The organism is Streptomyces sp. NPDC088732 (assembly GCF_044751205.1).
Lineage (GTDB): Bacteria > Actinomycetota > Actinomycetes > Streptomycetales > Streptomycetaceae > Actinacidiphila.
On the sequence record NZ_JBIVLI010000011.1, the window covers coordinates 270,859 to 287,551 of the forward strand.

At 73.4% G+C, this 16,693-nt stretch carries 14 protein-coding genes; 4 read left to right on the plus strand and 10 right to left on the minus strand.

Going from position 1 to position 16,693, the window contains the following annotated elements; genetic code table 11:
* Positions 1-28: 28 nt before the first annotated feature.
* Complete coding sequence (locus ACIP9H_RS20700; protein WP_401589438.1) at positions 29-652, minus strand: NUDIX domain-containing protein; 624 nt, start codon at positions 650-652, stop codon at positions 29-31.
* 66 nt (positions 653-718) lie between these two features.
* Positions 719-2,365 (minus strand): CTP synthase, encoded by a 1,647-nt coding sequence (locus ACIP9H_RS20705; RefSeq protein WP_401589504.1) that lies wholly within the window; start codon positions 2,363-2,365, stop codon positions 719-721.
* Between the two features lie 406 nt (positions 2,366-2,771).
* Between ACIP9H_RS20705 and ACIP9H_RS20710 the strand changes: the two genes are divergently transcribed.
* Both ACIP9H_RS20710 and ACIP9H_RS20715 read left to right on the plus strand, forming a co-directional pair.
* A complete protein-coding gene (locus tag ACIP9H_RS20710; RefSeq protein WP_401589441.1) occupies positions 2,772-4,580 on the plus strand; it encodes a glycoside hydrolase family 15 protein in 1,809 nt (602 codons plus the stop codon).
* 144 nt (positions 4,581-4,724) lie between these two features.
* Positions 4,725-5,387 (plus strand): hypothetical protein, encoded by a 663-nt coding sequence (locus ACIP9H_RS20715; RefSeq protein ID WP_401589443.1) that lies wholly within the window; start codon positions 4,725-4,727, stop codon positions 5,385-5,387.
* Here ACIP9H_RS20715 and ACIP9H_RS20720 read toward each other — a convergent pair.
* From ACIP9H_RS20720 to ACIP9H_RS20745, 6 genes are all read right to left on the minus strand, one after another.
* Entirely contained in the window at positions 5,356-6,492 is a 1,137-nt protein-coding gene (locus tag ACIP9H_RS20720) for a glycosyltransferase family 4 protein (protein WP_401960089.1), read from the minus strand. The genes ACIP9H_RS20715 and ACIP9H_RS20720 overlap by 32 nt on opposite strands.
* A gap of 957 nt (positions 6,493-7,449) precedes the next feature.
* Entirely contained in the window at positions 7,450-9,192 is a 1,743-nt protein-coding gene (recN, locus tag ACIP9H_RS20725; protein ID WP_401960090.1) for a DNA repair protein RecN, read from the minus strand.
* A 38-nt stretch (positions 9,193-9,230) separates the two neighbouring features.
* Positions 9,231-10,151, minus strand: a complete 921-nt coding sequence (locus ACIP9H_RS20730; RefSeq protein WP_401589450.1) for an NAD kinase — start codon at positions 10,149-10,151, stop codon at positions 9,231-9,233.
* Positions 10,148-10,954 carry a TlyA family RNA methyltransferase gene (locus ACIP9H_RS20735; RefSeq protein WP_401589453.1) on the minus strand — a complete coding sequence of 269 codons (807 nt, stop codon included), beginning with the start codon at positions 10,952-10,954 and terminating at the stop codon, positions 10,148-10,150. The genes ACIP9H_RS20730 and ACIP9H_RS20735 overlap by 4 nt, the downstream gene beginning before the upstream one ends.
* Positions 10,955-10,961: 7 nt before the next feature.
* Positions 10,962-11,216, minus strand: a complete 255-nt coding sequence (locus tag ACIP9H_RS20740) for a hypothetical protein (protein WP_401589456.1) — start codon at positions 11,214-11,216, stop codon at positions 10,962-10,964.
* Complete coding sequence (locus ACIP9H_RS20745) at positions 11,209-12,207, minus strand: histone (protein WP_401960095.1); 999 nt, start codon at positions 12,205-12,207, stop codon at positions 11,209-11,211. The genes ACIP9H_RS20740 and ACIP9H_RS20745 overlap by 8 nt, the downstream gene beginning before the upstream one ends.
* 148 nt (positions 12,208-12,355) lie before the next feature.
* On the opposite strand from ACIP9H_RS20745, the gene ACIP9H_RS20750 reads away from it, so the two are divergent.
* Positions 12,356-12,703 carry a sterol-binding protein gene (locus tag ACIP9H_RS20750; protein WP_401589462.1) on the plus strand — a complete coding sequence of 116 codons (348 nt, stop codon included), beginning with the start codon at positions 12,356-12,358 and terminating at the stop codon, positions 12,701-12,703.
* A 35-nt stretch (positions 12,704-12,738) separates the two neighbouring features.
* Here ACIP9H_RS20750 and ACIP9H_RS20755 read toward each other — a convergent pair whose 3' ends face one another.
* Positions 12,739-13,770, minus strand: coding sequence for an HAD-IIA family hydrolase (locus ACIP9H_RS20755; protein WP_401589464.1), 1,032 nt, complete (start codon positions 13,768-13,770; stop codon positions 12,739-12,741).
* A 72-nt stretch (positions 13,771-13,842) separates the two neighbouring features.
* On the opposite strand from ACIP9H_RS20755, the gene ACIP9H_RS20760 reads away from it, so the two are divergent.
* Complete coding sequence (locus ACIP9H_RS20760; protein WP_401960098.1) at positions 13,843-15,132, plus strand: DUF1015 domain-containing protein; 1,290 nt, start codon at positions 13,843-13,845, stop codon at positions 15,130-15,132.
* Between the two features lie 58 nt (positions 15,133-15,190).
* On the opposite strand, the gene ACIP9H_RS20765 is transcribed toward ACIP9H_RS20760, so the two are convergent.
* On the minus strand, positions 15,191-16,132 hold the full coding sequence (locus tag ACIP9H_RS20765; RefSeq protein ID WP_401960112.1) for a hypothetical protein: 942 nt from the start codon (positions 16,130-16,132) through the stop codon (positions 15,191-15,193).
* Positions 16,133-16,693 lie beyond the last annotated feature (561 nt).

Sequence of the window (16,693 nt, forward strand, 5' to 3'; positions counted from 1 at the left end):
GGTCCGTCCGGCGCCCGACCGAGGTGCTTCAGGCGGCGTACGGGCGCGCCGGCCACGGCGCCTCCGCCGGCCGCAGCGCGTCCAGACCGTCCCCTGCGAGCACGGCCTGCACCGCCAGCACGCCCGTCACCAGGCAGTTGTTGTGCAGACGGCCCGCGAGGGCGCCCTGCACGAGGTCGGCCAGCGGGACCCGGGCCTGCTCCATGTCGGCCTCTTCCTCCGACACCGCGTAGCGCTCGCCCTCCACCTCGGACAGGCCGCGGGCCAGGAAGACCCGCACCGCCTCGTCGGAGCCGCCGGCCGAGGGGTAGAGGTCGACCAGGACCCGCCAGTCCTCGGCCTTGGCGTGCGCCTCCTCGTACAGCTCGCGCTGGGCCGCGTGCAGCGGGTTCTCGCCGGGGATGTCGAGCAGTCCGGCGGGGAGCTCCCACAGTTTCATCCGTACGGGGTGCCGGTACTGCTTGAGGACCAGCACCCGGCCCTCGTCGTCCAGGGCCAGCACGGCGACCGAGCCCGGGTGGACCTGGTAGTCGCGCTGCGCGACGCCGCCGTCGGGCATGACGACCTCGTCGGTCCGGACACCGGTCTTCTTCCCGGTGAAGGGGGTGGCGGTGGCCGTGGTCCGCCACTCCTCAGGGGTGTCCTGCAGCATGCTGTGCCCTCCGTACGCGGTGCCGTGGCGGGCCGGGCTGCCGGCCCGCCACGTCCACCGTACCGATCAGCCCTGGCGGCGCTTGACGGCGGCCGCGATCAGGCCCGCGAACAGGGGGTGCGGGCGGGTCGGCCGGGACTTCAGTTCGGGGTGCGCCTGGGTGGCGACGAGGTACGGGTGCACCTCGCGCGGGTACTCGACGTACTCGACCAGCTTGTTGTCCGGCGAGGTGCCGGAGAACTGCAGACCGGCCTTCTTCTCCAGCTCGCCCCGGTAGGCGTTGTTGACCTCGTAGCGGTGGCGGTGGCGCTCCTCGACGTAGGGCTCGCCGCCGTACACCTCGCGGACGATGGAACCCTCGGCGAGCTTGGCCGGGTACAGACCGAGCCGCATGGTGCCGCCCAGGTCGCCCTGGCCGGCCACGATGTCGAGCTGCTCGGCCATGGTGGAGATCACCGGGTGGGCGGTGGCCGGGTCGAACTCGGTGGAGTTGGCGTCCTTGATGCCGGCGAGGCTGCGGGCCGCCTCGATGACCACGCACTGCAGGCCCAGGCACAGGCCCAGCAGCGGGATGCCGTTCTCCCGGGCGTAGGTGATCGCCGAGACCTTGCCCTCCACGCCGCGGTCGCCGAAGCCGCCGGGCACGCAGATCGCGTCGACGTCACCGAGCCGGCGCGCGGCGCCCGCCGGGGTCTTGCAGTCGTCGGAGGTGACCCACTTGATGTTGACCTTGGCGTTGTTGGCGAAGCCGCCGGCGCGCAGCGCCTCGGTCACCGACAGGTACGCGTCGGGCAGGTCGATGTACTTGCCGACCAGCGCGACCGTCAGGTCGTGCTCGGGCTCGTGGACCCGCTTGAGCAGGTCGTCCCACTGCGTCCAGTCCACATCGCGGAACGGCAGGTTCAGCCTGCGGACGACGTAGGCGTCCAGGCCCTCGGTGTGCAGCACCTTGGGGATGTCGTAGATCGACGGGGCGTCGATGGCGGCGACCACCGCCTCCTCGTCCACGTCGCACATCAGCGAGATCTTGCGCTTGATGGACGTCGGCACGTCGCGGTCGGCGCGCAGCACGATCGCGTCGGGCTGGATACCGATGCTGCGCAGCGCCGCCACCGAGTGCTGCGTCGGCTTGGTCTTCAGCTCGCCGGAGGGGCCGATGTACGGCAGCAGCGAGATGTGCATCACGAAGACGTTGTCGCGGCCGACCTCGTGGCGGACCTGGCGGACGGACTCCAGGAAGGGCAGCGACTCGATGTCGCCCACGGTCCCGCCGACCTCGGTGATGACCACGTCCACGTCCTCGGTCGCCATGCGCCGGATGCGGGACTTGATCTCGTTGGTGATGTGCGGGATGACCTGCACGGTGTCGCCGAGGTACTCGCCGCGGCGCTCCTTGGCGATCACCGAGGAGTAGACCTGGCCGGTGGTGACGTTGGCCGAGCCGGCGAGGTTCACGTCCAGGAAGCGCTCGTAGTGACCGATGTCCAGGTCCGTCTCGGCGCCGTCGTCCGTGACGAACACCTCACCGTGCTGGAAGGGGTTCATCGTGCCCGGGTCCACGTTGAGGTACGGGTCGAGCTTCTGCATGGTGACCCGCAGGCCCCGGGCCTTGAGCAGCGCTCCCAGGCTGGAGGCCGTCAGGCCCTTGCCGAGCGAGGAGGCGACACCCCCGGTGACGAAGAGGTGCTTGGTCGTCGTGGATTTGGGCGGCAGTGCCAAGAGGGGGCTCCCGTGGTCGCGAGGTGGTGGTCGGGACGGCACCATGGCGGTGAAGAGGGGTGGTGTCGTCGCGGCGGTTCAGTGGTTCAGGCCACCGGCCCACGGGCTACCAGGGTATCAGTGACGCGCACCAGCCGCGGAGGGCGGCTCTCTGATGAAAAGCGAGGTCGCCGGGACATTGGTACGACAAAATGCACCCGACCGGCTCAGCAAGATCCGCCGGGGCTTCCGCACCGCCCGCGTTGTCGTCGTATCCTGCTCGGACACATCGATTCGATGCGAGTGAACCGGCACGGCACCACCCCGCCTGCTCCCGGGAAAGAGCTCGTCGAAAGATCCACAGACCGCAATCACCGCCCCAGTCCCAAGGGGCGCCGCCGTCGTTCGACTGGAGACCTACGTGGCCGGGCGTATCGAGGATTACGCACTCATCGGCGATATGCAGACCGCCGCCCTGGTGTGCCGGGACGGCACGGTCGACTGGCTGTGCCTGCCCCGCTTCGACTCCCCTGCGATCTTCGCGGGCCTGCTCGGCACCGAGGAGCACGGCTACTGGAGGCTCGGTCCCGCCTTCCCGCACGGCACCCAGCCGCCGGCCGCCACCCGGCGCCACTACCGCGGCGACTCCCTGGTGCTGGAGTCCGAGTGGGACACCCCCCGCGGCACGGTCCGTGTGATCGATTTCATGCCGCCGCGTGACGGCGCCCCCCAGTTGATCCGGATCGTCGAGGGCGTGAGCGGCCGCGTCCCGATGCGCTCGGCACTGCGCATGCGCTTCAGCTACGGCTGGGTCACGCCGTGGGTGCACAAGGTCGGGGACCGCATCGTCGGCGTCGCCGGCCCGGACTCCGTCTGGATCGACACCGATGTCGAGACCTACGGCGAGCACCTCACCACGTACGCCGACTTCACCGTGGCCCCCGGAGACCGCGTCGCCTTCACGATCAGCTGGCAGCCCTCGCACAAGGAGCCGCCGCCGCTCGCCGACCCCGAGTCCTCGCTGGAGGCCACCGAGGACTTCTGGCGCGAGTGGGTCGCCCAGTGCACGTACCACGGCCCCTACCGGGACGCCGTGGTCCGCTCCCTGATCACCCTCAAGGCGCTGACGTACGGGCCCACCGGCGGCATCGTGGCCGCGCCGACCACCTCCCTGCCCGAGGACATCGGCGGCGTCCGCAACTGGGACTACCGCTTCACCTGGCTGCGCGACGCGGCGATCACCCTGTCGTCGCTGCTGCGCACCGGCTACCGGGACGAGGCCCGCGCCTGGCGCGAGTGGCTGCTGCGCGCGGTGGCCGGCGACCCGGAGAACCTTCAGATCATGTACGGCATCGCCGGCGAGCGCGAGCTCGGCGAGACCGAGCTGGACTGGCTGCCCGGCTACGAGGGCTCCACCCCGGTCCGGGTCGGCAACGGCGCCGCGCACCAGCTGCAGCTCGACGTCTACGGCGAGGTCACCGAGGCGCTGCACCTGGCCCACATGACCGGCCTGGCCCGCAACGACTACGCCTCCCTGCTCCAGCTCCGGCTCATCCACTACCTCGAGGACCACTGGGACGAGCCGGACGAGGGCATCTGGGAGGTCCGCGGCCCGCGCCGGCACTTCGTGCACTCCAAGGTCATGGCCTGGGTCGCCGTGGACCGCACCGTCAAGCTCATCGAGTCCGGCGAGGTCGACGGCCCGCTGGAGCGCTGGCGCGACCTGCGCGACGAGATCCACCGGGACGTGTGCGAGAAGGGTTACGACAAGGAGCGCAACACCTTCACGCAGTCCTACGGCTCGCGCGAGCTCGACGCGTCGCTGCTGCTGATCCCGCAGGTCGGCTTCCTGCCGCCGGACGACAAGCGCGTTATCGGCACCATCGAGGCGATCCAGCGCGAGCTGTCCACCGAGGACGGCTTCGTGCTGCGCTACCCGACCGACGCCCCGCCCGGCGGCGAGAACCTCGACGGCCTCCCCGGCGACGAGGGCGCCTTCCTGGCCTGCTCGTTCTGGCTCGCCGACGACCTCGCCATGATCGGCCGGGTCGACGAGGCGCGCCGGCTGTTCGAGCGGCTGCTGGCCCTGCGCAACGACCTCGGCCTGCTGGCGGAGGAGTGGGACCCGCGGTTGCAGCGTCAGGTCGGCAACTTCCCGCAGGCGTTCAGCCATGTCCCGCTGATCGACACCGCGCTGCGGCTGACCGCGAGCGGCGCGTACGGCGGCTGAGAGCCTGTCGGATCCCGGATCCCCTGTCCGAAACGGCCCGCCGTGATGTCCACGGCGGGCCGTTTCGGACAGGGTGACGGTTGCGGCCCGTGGGTCGACCGCATTCGAAGATGCGGCGAGGGCTGTGCACTTACCATGAGCCGCGTGGGGAGACGGACCCTGGCCGTGCAGTTGTCGGCCGCCGTGGGTATGCCCGTGGTCGTTCTCGGCCTGTGCCTGCTCGCCGGTTATGTCCACGGCGGGGCACTGGCCGACACCGGGCTGTGGTCCCTCCTGTTCGTACCCGCGATCCTGGCCGTCTCCGGGGTGGCCCTGTTCTGGCGCTGGGAGCGATACAGGCATGCGCTCGCGTGCGGGCTGACCGTCGCCGCGCTGGGGACCGTCTACCACGCCACGGCCGTGGGGACCGACGAGTGGGCGCTGGTCGGCTGGGGGCGGGAGGTCACGTGCACGGTGACGGCCGTGACCATCAACGTGGTGACCATCAACGAAAACGAGCGGACATTCCACAATCACCGTCTGGACTGCCCCCACGACGAAGCCGATGTCGCGACCTCATGGATCGCCCGGGCACAGCCCGGACAACCCCTGGCAGTGGCCTACGATCCCGGCGGCCACTTCGAGACGCACCCCACCGAAGACCTCGCCCATGGGCAGTTGTACCTGTGGCTCACCGTCGGCGCATTCGGTCTGGCCGTGTACTGCGGCATGGAGGAGATCCTCTATGAAACCTGGCCATTCCGGTGCGAGGAACGGCCGACGCATCCGGCGGTGATCAGAGCGAGGACAACTCGTCGTAGATGCTGAGCACTTGGGCCACCGTGTCGTCCTCGGTCGGCCACGTGCCGGCCTGAGCGGGACCGGCGGCGGCCAGTAAGGCCCGCCGCGCCGGGTCGCCGAGCAGGCGCACGACGGCGTCAGCGAGCCGCTTCGGATCGCCGTAGGGCACCAACTCGGCGGCGTCGCCCACGAGTTCGGGGGTGCCGCCGACCGCGGTAGCGACCAGCGGGACCCCCGCGTGCAGGGCCTCCTGGGCGACGACCGAGCGGGCCTCCCAGCGGGAGGGCAGTACGACGGCGTCGGCGGCGGCCAGCAGTTCGGGCACGTCGTCACGGAGGCCGAGCAGCAGCACCGGCAGCTTCCCGGCGTCGATCCGCCCCTGGAGTTCCGGACGCAGCGAGCCCTCACCCGCGATCAGCAGCAGCGGCTGCGGGTCCAGCCGCGTCCAGCCGTGCACGGCGTCGAGCAGCTGGCCGTACCCCTTGTGCGGCTCCAGCCGACCGACCGCCAGCAGCAAGGGGCTCTCCTCCGCGCCGAATTCGTCCCGCGCCTTCTGCCGGCGCCGCTCCGTCTCCGCGGCCGACTCGGGGCTCGCGGCGGTCCTGGGCGGCAGCGGAACGCCGATCGGCGCCAGCCGGGCGTCCCGGGCGCCGACCGCGCGGGCCCGGTCCACCAGGTCCGAGGACGCGCCCAGCACCACGGACGCGGCCCGCGCCACGCGCCGCTCCAGCAACCGCAGCAGCGGCTTGCGGGCCCCCTCGGCGAAGACCGCGCCGTGCCAGGTCACCACCAGCGGGGTGCGCCGCCCGCTCAGCGCCACCGCGGCCAGCAGACCGGCCCGCAGGCCGTGCGCATGCACGACGTCCGCCCCGGCGCAGGCCGCGCGCAGAGCCGTCACCACCGCCGCGTCCACGCGCGGCACGGAACGGCGGGTGATCTCCACCGGCGCGAACCGCGCCCCGGCCGCCGCGAACCCGTACCGCTCCTCCGCCTCGCCCGGCCCGCAGACCGTCACCTGCACACCGCGCGCCACCAACCCGCCCGCGACCGAGGCCACATGGGCCCTCCCCGTCTCACCCAGCACATGGACGGCGTGCAGCTGCCCGTGCAGGGGGCTCGGAGTACTGCTCACGCGCGGTCGGACTCCTGACTCGGCATCGGATGAAGGGGATTGCAGTGTGCTGCCCTCCAGGATGCCAGGCCAATACGCCATCCAGGGAGCGCTGCGCGGCGCGCGCCCGGTCGCACGTACGCGGGACCACCCTTACGAGTGCGTCAGCATCCTCCACGCCGCCCCGCCGGACCGGCCCGCGCGTCGCCCTCTCCACACACGACGGCCCAGGCGGATGCCCCCGCCCGGCCCACGCACACGGATTCGCCGCCGTCCCGGCTCGCGCGAATCGCCCCCCATGGGGCATCACCGGCCCGCGCCAACGCTTTTACCTGCCCGCACAGCGCGATCGCCGGAGCCGGTCAGCACGCGACAGGCCAAGCCGACGAGGGCAGCCTGCGGGCCACGCCGACGAACCGCCCACCCACCGGGCCCACCCGCCCGCGCGCACGGATGCGTCGCCGGCACAGCCGTAGCCACGGACGCGGCCCGCGCGCCGACCCGACCGCCCCGCCGATCGCCGGCGCGGCAGGGCGTCACCCGCTTACGCGGACACGTTCCCTGCCCCCGCAGCCGGAGCACCGGACACCACCGCAACCTGCCGGGCCACGCCGACGAACCACCCACGCACCCAGGCACACCAACCCGCGCCCACGGATCGGTCGCCGTCGCACCCGGAGCCACGGAAGCCGATCCGCTCGCAACGGCCCAAGGCATGGGGCCGGCTCACAAGGCTCCCGTCCGGTACTCCCCGGCCCCGAGGCACGACCCCCGGACCGTGCGCACGGATTGGTCGCCGCCAAGGCCGGATCCGCGGACGCGGTCCCCACGCGACAGCCCAGGCCACCGGCGCCGGCCTGCCGGGCACGCGCTTCCGCCGCCGTCACGGACCGGTCGGCGCGACCAGGGCCCCGCCCGCGCGACCGGGCCGGGCCGGGGGCACGCAACCCCCGGCCCTGGGTCGTGCCGCGAAGCGGCTCAGCGGGCCTCGCGGGCCGCCGCGAGCAGTTCCTCGGCGTGGGCGCGCCCCAGCTCGGAGTCCTCCAGGCCGGCGAGCATGCGCGACAGCTCGCGCACGCGCTCCTCGCCTTCCAGCACACGCACGCCACTGCGGGTCACGGAGCCGTCGTTGGTCTTCTCGACCAGCAGCTGGCGGTCGGCGAACGCCGCCACCTGCGGAAGGTGGGTGACGACCACGACCTGCGCGGTCCGCGCGAGCTTGGCGAGGCGCCGGCCGACCTCGACGGCCGCCTTGCCGCCGACGCCCGCGTCGACCTCGTCGAAGAGGTACGTGGGCACGGGGTCGGACCCGGCGAAGACCACCTCGACCGCGAGCATCACGCGGGAGAGCTCACCGCCGGAGGCGCCCTTGGAGATCGGCCGGGGCGGCGCGCCGGGGTGCGGCGCGAGCTGGAGCTCCACCTCGTCGGCGCCGGTCGCGCCGAAGGCGACCGTCCGGCCGCCGACCACGACGCCCTCGGGGTCGTCCGTCTGCCGGAGGGCGACCGTGACCCGGGCGTGCGGCATGGCGAGCTGGGCGAGTTCGGCGGTCACGGCCCCGGCGAAACGGTCCGCCGCCTCCGCGCGGGCGTCGCTGAGCGCCTGCGCGAGGTCGCCGAGCTCGGCCCGCAGGGCGTCCCGCTCGACGGTCAGCTCCGTGATCCGCTCGTCGTCGCCCTCCAGCTCGACCAGCCGGGCGCCGCCCGTGGCGGCCCACGCCAGGACCGCGTCGATGTCCACCCCGTACTTGCGCGTCAGGTGCGCGAGGACGGCACGCCGCTCCTCGACCGCGGCGAGCCGCCGCGGGTCGGCGTCCAGGTTGTCGGCGTAGCCGGCGAGCTCCCCCGCGACGTCCCCGAGGAGGATGCCGATCTCGCCGATCCGGTCGGACAGCGCGGCGAGCGCCGGGTCGTGCGACCGTACGGCGTCCAGGGCGCGCTGGGCGCCCGCGACGAGCATCCCGGCGTCGACGCCCTCGGGGTCCTCGGGGTTGCCCGCCAGGGCGGCGTGCGCCTGCGTGGCGGCCGAGGCGAGCGCCTCGGCGTGGCCCAGCCGTTCCGCCTCCGCGGCCAGCTCGGTGTCCTCGCCGGGCAGCGGCTCGGCGTTCGCGACCTCCTCGAGGCCGAAGCGCAGCAGGTCCGCCTCCTGGGCCCGCTCCCGGGCCCTGGTGGTCAGCTCGTCCAGCTCGCCCGCGACCTCGCGCAGCCGCCGGTAGGCGGCGCCGTACTTGACCAGCGGCACGGCGACGGCTTCGCCCGCGTACCGGTCCAGGGCCTCGCGCTGGCGCGCGGGCCGCAGCAGCCCCTGCTGGTCGGTCTGGCCGTGCACGGCCACCAGTTCGTCCGCCAGTTCGCCCAGCAGCCCCACGGGCACCGTGCGGCCGCCCACGTACGCCCGGGAGCGGCCCTCCGCCGAGACGGTACGGCTGATGAGCAGCGCGCCGTCGTCCAGCTCGGCGCCCGCCTCCTCGGCCCGCACGGCGGCCGGCGCGTCGGCGCTCAGCGTGATCCGTCCCTCGACGGACGCCGATTTGGTGCCGATCCGGACAAGACCCGGGTCGGCGCGGCCGCCCAGGAGCAGCCCGAGGCTCGTGACGACCATGGTCTTGCCCGCGCCGGTCTCGCCGGTCACCGCGGTGAAGCCGGGCGACAGCTCCACCACGGCGTCCTCGATGACTCCCAGCGACCTGATCCGCATTTCCTCCAACACGGATACGACCATACGAGGTTTGCGGCCCGCCGCGCGACGGGCCTCACCCCTCAGTGCGCCGCGCCCCGCCAGCCCGCCACCGGAAGAGCGAACTTCGCGACCAGCCGGTCGGTGAACGAGGCGTGGTGCAGCCGCGCCAGCCGCACCGGCACGGCACCCCGCCGCACCTCGACGCGCGCGCCCGCCGGCAGGTCCACCGACCGCCGCCCGTCGCACCACAGGACACCGTGCGGCGTCTTGGGCTGCACCTCGACGGCGAGCACCGACCGCGGCGAGGTGACCAGCGGCTTGGCGAACAGCGCGTGCGCGCTGATCGGCACCATGAGCAGCGCCTCGACCTCCGGCCAGACCACCGGGCCGCCCGCCGAGAAGGCGTAGGCCGTCGATCCGGTCGGGGTCGCCATGACCACCCCGTCGCCGCCGAACCGGGACACCGGACGGCCGTCCACCTCCGTGACGACCTCCAGCAGCCGCTCGCGCGCCTGCTTCTCCACCGACGCCTCGTTGAGCGCCCAGTCGGTGTGCACGACCCGGCCGTCGTTGCGCACCAGGACGTCGATCGTCATGCGCTCCTCGACCTCGTAGTCGCGCGTGACGACCCGGTCGACGACCTTGTCCAGGTCGTCCCGCTCCGCCTCCGCGAGGAAGCCGACGCGGCCCAGGTTGACGCCCAGCATCGGCACGCCCGAGGCGCGGGCGAACTCCGCGCCGCGCAGCAGGGTGCCGTCACCGCCGAGGACGATGATCAACTCGCAGTCCTCGACCGTCTCCGGGCCGATCTCCTGCACCCGCTCCACCGCACAGCTGTCCGGCAGCGTGAGCTCCTCGGCCTCCTCGGCCAGCACCCGCACGCCGATCCCGCAGCGCCGCAGGCCCTGCACGACCCGCTCCGCACTGCGGACGGCGGCCGGCCGGCCGGTGTGCGCCAGCAGGAAGACGGTGCGCTCCTGCGTCTGAAGTGTCTCGCTCAACGGGGCCCCTCCGCCACGGCGCGGTCGACGTCGGCCGGGTCCAGTTCCGGTGCCCCGGCGCGCAGCCACAGAAAGTACTCCACATTCCCCGACGGTCCCGGCAACGGGCTCGCGGTCACGCCCAGCACCCCCAGTCCCAGTTCGGCCGCCTGTCCGGCGACCTGGCGTACGGCTTCGGCGCGCAGCTGAGAGCTGCGCACGACACCGCCGCTGCCCAGCCGTTCCTTCCCGACCTCGAACTGCGGCTTGACCATGAGGACAAGGTCCGCGCCGGGCGCGGAGCAGCGGACGAGGGCGGGCAGGACGAGCCCGAGCGGAATGAAGGACAGGTCGCCGACGATGATGTCGGCCGGCCGGCCGTCGATCTGCTCGAGCGTCAACTCGCGCACGTTGGTACGGTCCTTGACGGTGACGCGTTCATCGCTCTGCAACGACCACGCGAGCTGGCCGTAGCCGACGTCCACCGCCACGACGTGCGCGGCACCGTTGCGGAGCAGCACGTCCGTGAACCCGCCCGTCGACGCCCCCGCGTCCAGCGCCCGGCGGCCCGCCACGCCCAGCCCCAGCGGCACGAAGGCCGCCAGCGCCCCGGCGAGCTTGTGCCCGCCGCGGGAGACGTAGTCGGGGTCCGAGCCGTCCTTCGCCACGACCACCGGCGCACTGGTCTCCACCTGGGTGGCGGCCTTCGTCGCGGTCGTCCCGCCCACGGTCACCCGGCCGGCGGCGATCAGCTGCCCGGCGTGCTCCCGTGAGCGGGCGAGGTTCCGGCGCACCAGCTCGGCGTCGAGTCGGCGTCGTGCCACGTGAGGTTCAGCTCCTGTTGTCGTCGAGTCTCGTGAGGGCGTCGCGCAGCCCACGGTGTACATCCTCGTACACCTCGATGTGGTCCTCGGTGGGCAGCGCATCGGCGTCCTCCAGGCGGACAAGGACACCGTCCACCTCGGTATTCCCCGTCGCCTCCGCCACGACCCCCAGCGGCCGCGGCCCCTCGGGCCCGGGCGCCGCCTCAGGCGTCGCTCCAGGCGCCGCCTCGGGCAGCAGCTCCGCCGCACCCGCCTCAGTCACGGCCCGCCTCCCGCGTCCCAGTGGTCTTCTTCGCCGCGCTCTTCTTGGCGGCGCTCTTGGCGGCGGTGGCCGCCTTCTTGGCCGGCGCCTCGGCCGCGGGGGCCGCCTTCACAGCGGGCGCGGCCTTCTTGGCGGCAGTCGTCTTTGCCGCGCTCTTGGTGGCGGACACCGCCTTTGTGGCGGCAGCGCTCTTCTTGGCCGTCGTCTTCTTCGCCGGGGCCGTCTTCTTCGCCGCGGGCGCCGCCTTGCGGGCCGCGGCGGTCTTCCCGGCGGTCCCGGTGGCAGCCGTCTTCGCCGGTGCCGACTTGGCGGCGGGCGCCGCCTTCTTGGCCGCGGCCTTCTTCACCGTCGGAGTCGCGGGCTTCGGCGCGGCGGGCACCGCCCCGGGCGCGGCGTTCTTGCGCGCGGTGGGCCCGGCGACGGGCGTCCTGGACGGCGTCGCCGCCTTCTTGGGGGTGGCCGGCGCCGTCGCGGGGGCGGCGTTCTTGCGCGCCGTGGGCGCGGCAGTCTTGCCGCGCTGTTCCTCCCCCTCCACGGGCACGTGCTCGACGGGCGGCTGCGGCGGCACGTAGAGCCCCGGGTCGGCCTCCCCGCCGTCCATGTCCCCCGTACCCGCCGCGTCGGAGGCGTCGGCGGCGGGCTCGGGCCGTGCGTCGCCCTCCAGGTTGCGGATGCGCCGCTCCAGCGCCTCCAGCACCACCCCGACCCGCGTGACGTCGTCCGCCAGACGGCTCACCCGGGTCATCGCCTTGTCGATCTCCTCGCGGATGAGCCCGACGAGCAGGTCCCGGTTGGCGCGGCCCGCCCTCATCAGCTCATCGGCGAGCGTCTGGACCTCCGCCGGGATGCGCCGGCCGATCGAGCGCTGGACTTCCTCGACGTCTATCCCCGCCTGGTCCAGCAGCTCTCTCGCCGCCCCGACCGCCCGTCGCCGGGTGGCCTCGGTCAGGCCGCCCGCAATCTGCAGGCAGGTCCGCAGCGCGTCCCGCATCGCCCTCACTCCTCACCTTCGGGTTCACCGGTCTCCGTGCTTCTCGTTGGTCATGACGCTACCCCGTAGCGGCCCGCACCTTGCCAAGGGTCGGCTGCGGTACCGTCGATCAGCACACGTCAGCATCCGAACGGGAGACGCACAACCGATGGCGACCATCGAGGAGTGCCGCAGCGCACTCGACCGGCTGTCGGAGAACCTCGCCAAGGCAGAGGGCGACATGCGCAGCGCGGCCGCCCTCGACCGCTCGCTGAGCTGCCGCATCACCGACCTCGACATCACCTTTGTGGGCCGTCTCACCGACGGCCGCATCCAGGATGTCGTCACGGTGTCCGGCATGCCGGACGAGCGCGCGCAGATAAGGCTCACCATGGCCGGTGACGACCTGGTCGCGCTCGTCGACGGCAGGCTGCACTTCGCGAAGGCCTGGGGCAGCGGCCGAGTGAAGCTGGAGGCGGCCCTGCGCGACCTCCTGCGGCTGCGCAAGCTCCTCTAGGACCTCTTGCGGCGCCCGAAGGCCCCCGCCCCCGGCTAGCTCAGGCCCAGCCGGGCCAGTGCCTTTTCCGCGTCCAAGGTGCACGATCCGCCGCCCGCCGCGGTCCACGCCGCTGCGCACAGGGCCCGCAGCCCGTCCATGGGTCCGCCCTGCCCGTCCAGCAGCAGCTCGCCGTCGCCCGCGAGCGCCGTCCAGCCGCCGCAGCGGTACGCCCCCTCGCCGCCGGCCGCCGCCACCTCGGGCTGCGGCGCCAGCAGCCCGCGCAGATCCGCGTCCACGTACGTCGGCCGGTGCCGGGGCGGCGCCGCGAGCAACTGCGCCGGTGTGGTGACCCCGGTGAGGACCAGCAGGGAGTCGACGCCGCCCGCGTGCGCGCCCTCGATGTCGGTGTCGAGCCGGTCCCCCACCACCAAGGGCCGCTCGGCCCCCGTCCGGATGACGGTCTCTCGGTGCATCGGGGGCAGCGGCTTGCCGGCGATCTGCGGTGTCGCGCCGGTGGCGATCCGCACGACCTCCACGAGCGCGCCGTTGCCGGGCGCCGTACCGCGCGCGGTCGGGATCGTCAGGTCGGTGTTGGACGCGAACCACGGCACACCCCGGTTGACCGCGTACGCGGCCTCGGCCAGTTGCTCCCAGCCGACCTTGGGCGAGTAGCCCTGGACGACCGCCGCGGGGTCGTCGTCGGCGGAGTCCACGGGCCGCAGTCCGCGCTCGCGCAGCGCCTCCGCCAGTCCCTCGCCCCCGATCGTCAGCACCCGCGCCCCGCTGGGCACCTGGTCGGCGATCAGCCGGGCCACCGCCTGCGCCGAGGTGATGACCTCCGACGCCTCCGCGGGCACGCCCAGCCGCGTCAGGTGCTCCGCGACGGCCTGCGGGGTGCGGGCCGCGTTGTTGGTGACGTACGCCAGGTGCATGCCGTGCCCGCGCGCCGCGCCGAGCGAGTCGACCGCGTGCGCGATGGCGTCGCCGCCGGCGTACACGACCCCGTCGAGGTCGAGCAGTGCCGTGTCGTACGCCTGGTCCAGGGGCCGTTCGCTGCCGTCCGGCACGATCCGGTGGGTCGTCATCGGGCTGTCGCTCCTCGTATGTTGTCGATCACTCGGCGCTCCCCGCGCGCATGACCCGCGTAGCATTCCCGGATGAGCATTTCCGGATCCGCTGCACCGGGTGGTGGTTTGCGGCTCGCGCCGTTCCGCGCGCTCCGCTACGTCCCCGAGCGGGTCGGCAGCCTGGCCGCGGTCACCTCGCCACCGTACGACGTCGTCGTCCGGCCCGAGGGACAGCGGCACCTGGAGACCGCCGACCCCCACAATGTCGTGCGGCTCATCCTCCCCAGTGCCGAGCCCCCGGACGGCCGGCACCTCAAGGCGGCCTCCACGCTGTCCCAGTGGCAGAAGGACGGCGTCCTCGCCCTGGACCCCTCCCCCGCCCTGTACGTCTACGAGCAGCGCGACGGCGGGCACCTGCAACGGGGGCTCATCGGCGCCCTGCGGCTGACGCCGCCCGAGGAGCGCGTCGTCCTCCCGCACGAGGACGTCATGCCGGGTCCGGTCGCCGACCGCGCCGCCCTCATGCGCGCCACGGCCGCGAACCTCGAACCGCTGCTGCTGTCGTACCGCGGCGGCGAAGGGCCCGCGGGCCGGATCGTCGAACACGCCGTCCAGGACGCCCCGCTGCTCGCCACGACGACCGAGGACGGCATCCGGCACCGCCTGTGGGCGATCACCGACGACGACGCCATCGCGGCCGTCCGGGCCGACCTCTCGCACCACCAGGCCCTCATCGCCGACGGCCACCACCGCTGGGCCACCTACCTGCGGCTCCAGGCCGAACAGGACGGCCCGAGCCCCTGGGACTACGGACTCGTCCTGCTCGTCGACACCGCCCGCTACCCGCTGCGGGTCCGCGCGATCCACCGCGTACTGCCCCAACTGCCTGTCGCCCTGGCCCTGGAGGCCGCGCGCAAGGCCTTCCGGGTCCGCGAGCTGCCGCACGCGCTCCCGCAGGCCCTGGCCGCCCTGGAGGACGCCACGGCCGAGGGCAACGCCTTCGTCCTGAGCGGCGACAACGGATTCCACCTGCTGGACCGGCCCGACCCGGACCTGACCGCCCTGACCGTCCCGCACGACCGCCCCGAGGCATGGCGGCGACTGGACGCGACCGTGCTGCACAACCTGCTGCTGGACCGCGTCTGGGAGGTCCCCGACGGCCCCGAGCACATCCAGTACATCCACGACACCGAGGCGGCCGTGGCCCACGCCGAACGCCTGGGCGGCACCGCAGTGCTCATCCACCCGGTGCGCGAGAGCGTCGTCCACGAACTCGCCCGCCAGGGCGTCACGATGCCGCGCAAGTCGACCTCGTTCGGGCCCAAGCCGGCCTCCGGTCTGGTCCTGCGCAGCCTGGAGCCGGACGGCACACCGGCCTGACGGACAACGCCGAAGGGCGGCACCCGCGTCGCGCGGGTGCCGCCCTTCTCGTTCGCCGTCAGTCCTCGGTGTCGCGCGAGGGCTCCTTGAACGGGTTCTCCAGGAACGCCGACGGATCGGCCTCGTCGGTCAGGTCGACCTCGGGCTCCTCCGCCGGAGCGGCCGGACGCTCGTCCGCCGCAGGCTCCTCGTCGTCGTCCTCGTCGTCGTCCTCGTCGTCGTCCGCACGGGCACCGGACAGCTCATCATCCGCGTCGTCGCCGGGGACGGCCTGGTCGTCGTTGTCGTTGTCGTCGTCGTCGTCGTCGTCGTCGTCCAGAGCGTCCACGAACGCCACGCCGTCCAGCTGCGCCAGACGGTCGGAGGCGTCGGTGCTGCCGGTGTGGTCGGCCTCCACCGCCTTGGCGAACCACTCGCGGGCCTCGTCCTCACGGTCCACCGCGAGCAGGGCGTCGGCGTACGCGTAGCGCAGCCGGGCCGTCCACGGGTGAACGGCGTTCGACGCCAGCTCGGAACTCTGCAGCGTGACGACGGCGGCCTCGTTCTGGCCCATGTCCCGCCGGGCCCCGGCGGCCACCAGGCGCATCTCCACCTGGCCGGCGCGGTCCAGCTTGTGCACCTCGGGGGCGCCCGCCATCTCCAGCGCGCGCTCCGGGCGGCCCAGACCGCGCTCGCAGTCCGCCATGACCGGCCACAGGTCGACCGTGCCCGTCATCCGGCGGCAGGTCCGGAACTCGGCCAGCGCCTCGGAGTACCGCTCCGTCGCGTACGACGCGAATCCGGCCGCCTCACGGACGGCGGCGACACGCGACGCGAGCCGCAGCGCCACACGGGAGTACGCGTAGGCCGCGTCCGGGTCCTCGTCGAGCAGCCGGGCCACCATCACCAGGTTGCGCGCCACGTCGTCCGCCAGCGTCTTCGGCAGGCTCATGAGCTCCTGCCGGACGCTCGGGTCGATCTCCTGCCCCGTCACGTCCTCCGGGATCGGCAGCCGCTTGATCGGCTCCCGCTCCTCACGGCGGTCGTCACGGCCCCGCGTGTCCGCGAACCGGCCCCGCCCCTGCACGTTCGGACGCCGGCCACCGCGCTCGTCGTCCCTGCGCGGACCGCGCGGGCGGTCGTCACGGCGGAAGCCACCGCGGTCGTCACTGGGCCGGTCCTGACGCGGCCGGTCCTCACGCGGACGATCAAAGCGGGGACGCTCATCACGCCGGTCGTCCCGACGGAACCCACCACGATCGTCACGCGGCCGGTCCTCACGAGGCCGGTCGTAACGCGGGCGGTCGTCACGGCGGAAGCCACCGCGGTCGTCACTGGGCCGGTCCTGACGCGGCCGGTCCTCACGCGGGCGGTCGTAGCGGGGACGCTCGTCACGCCGGTCGTCACGGCGGAAGCCACCGCGGTCGTCACTGGGCCGGTCCTGACGCGGCCGGTCCTCACGCGGACGATCAAAGCGCGGACGCTCGTCACGCCGGTCGTCCCGACGGAACCCACCACGATCGTCACGCGGCCGGTCCTCACGAGGCCGGTCGTAACGCGGGCGGTCGTCACGGCGGAAGCC

Excerpts from the sequence above, each read along its gene's own strand:
- ACIP9H_RS20700 (WP_401589438.1), bottom strand. The coding sequence starts at position 652 with ATGCTGCAGGACACCCCTGAGGAGTGGCGGACCACGGCCACCGCCACC.
- recN (WP_401960090.1), bottom strand. The coding sequence starts at position 9,192 with ATGGTCGTATCCGTGTTGGAGGAAATGCGGATCAGGTCGCTGGGAGTC.
- ACIP9H_RS20745 (WP_401960095.1), bottom strand. The coding sequence starts at position 12,207 with ATGCGGGACGCGCTGCGGACCTGCCTGCAGATTGCGGGCGGCCTGACC.
- ACIP9H_RS20750 (WP_401589462.1), top strand. The coding sequence starts at position 12,356 with ATGGCGACCATCGAGGAGTGCCGCAGCGCACTCGACCGGCTGTCGGAG.
- ACIP9H_RS20755 (WP_401589464.1), bottom strand. The coding sequence starts at position 13,770 with ATGACGACCCACCGGATCGTGCCGGACGGCAGCGAACGGCCCCTGGAC.
- ACIP9H_RS20760 (WP_401960098.1), top strand. The coding sequence starts at position 13,843 with ATGAGCATTTCCGGATCCGCTGCACCGGGTGGTGGTTTGCGGCTCGCG.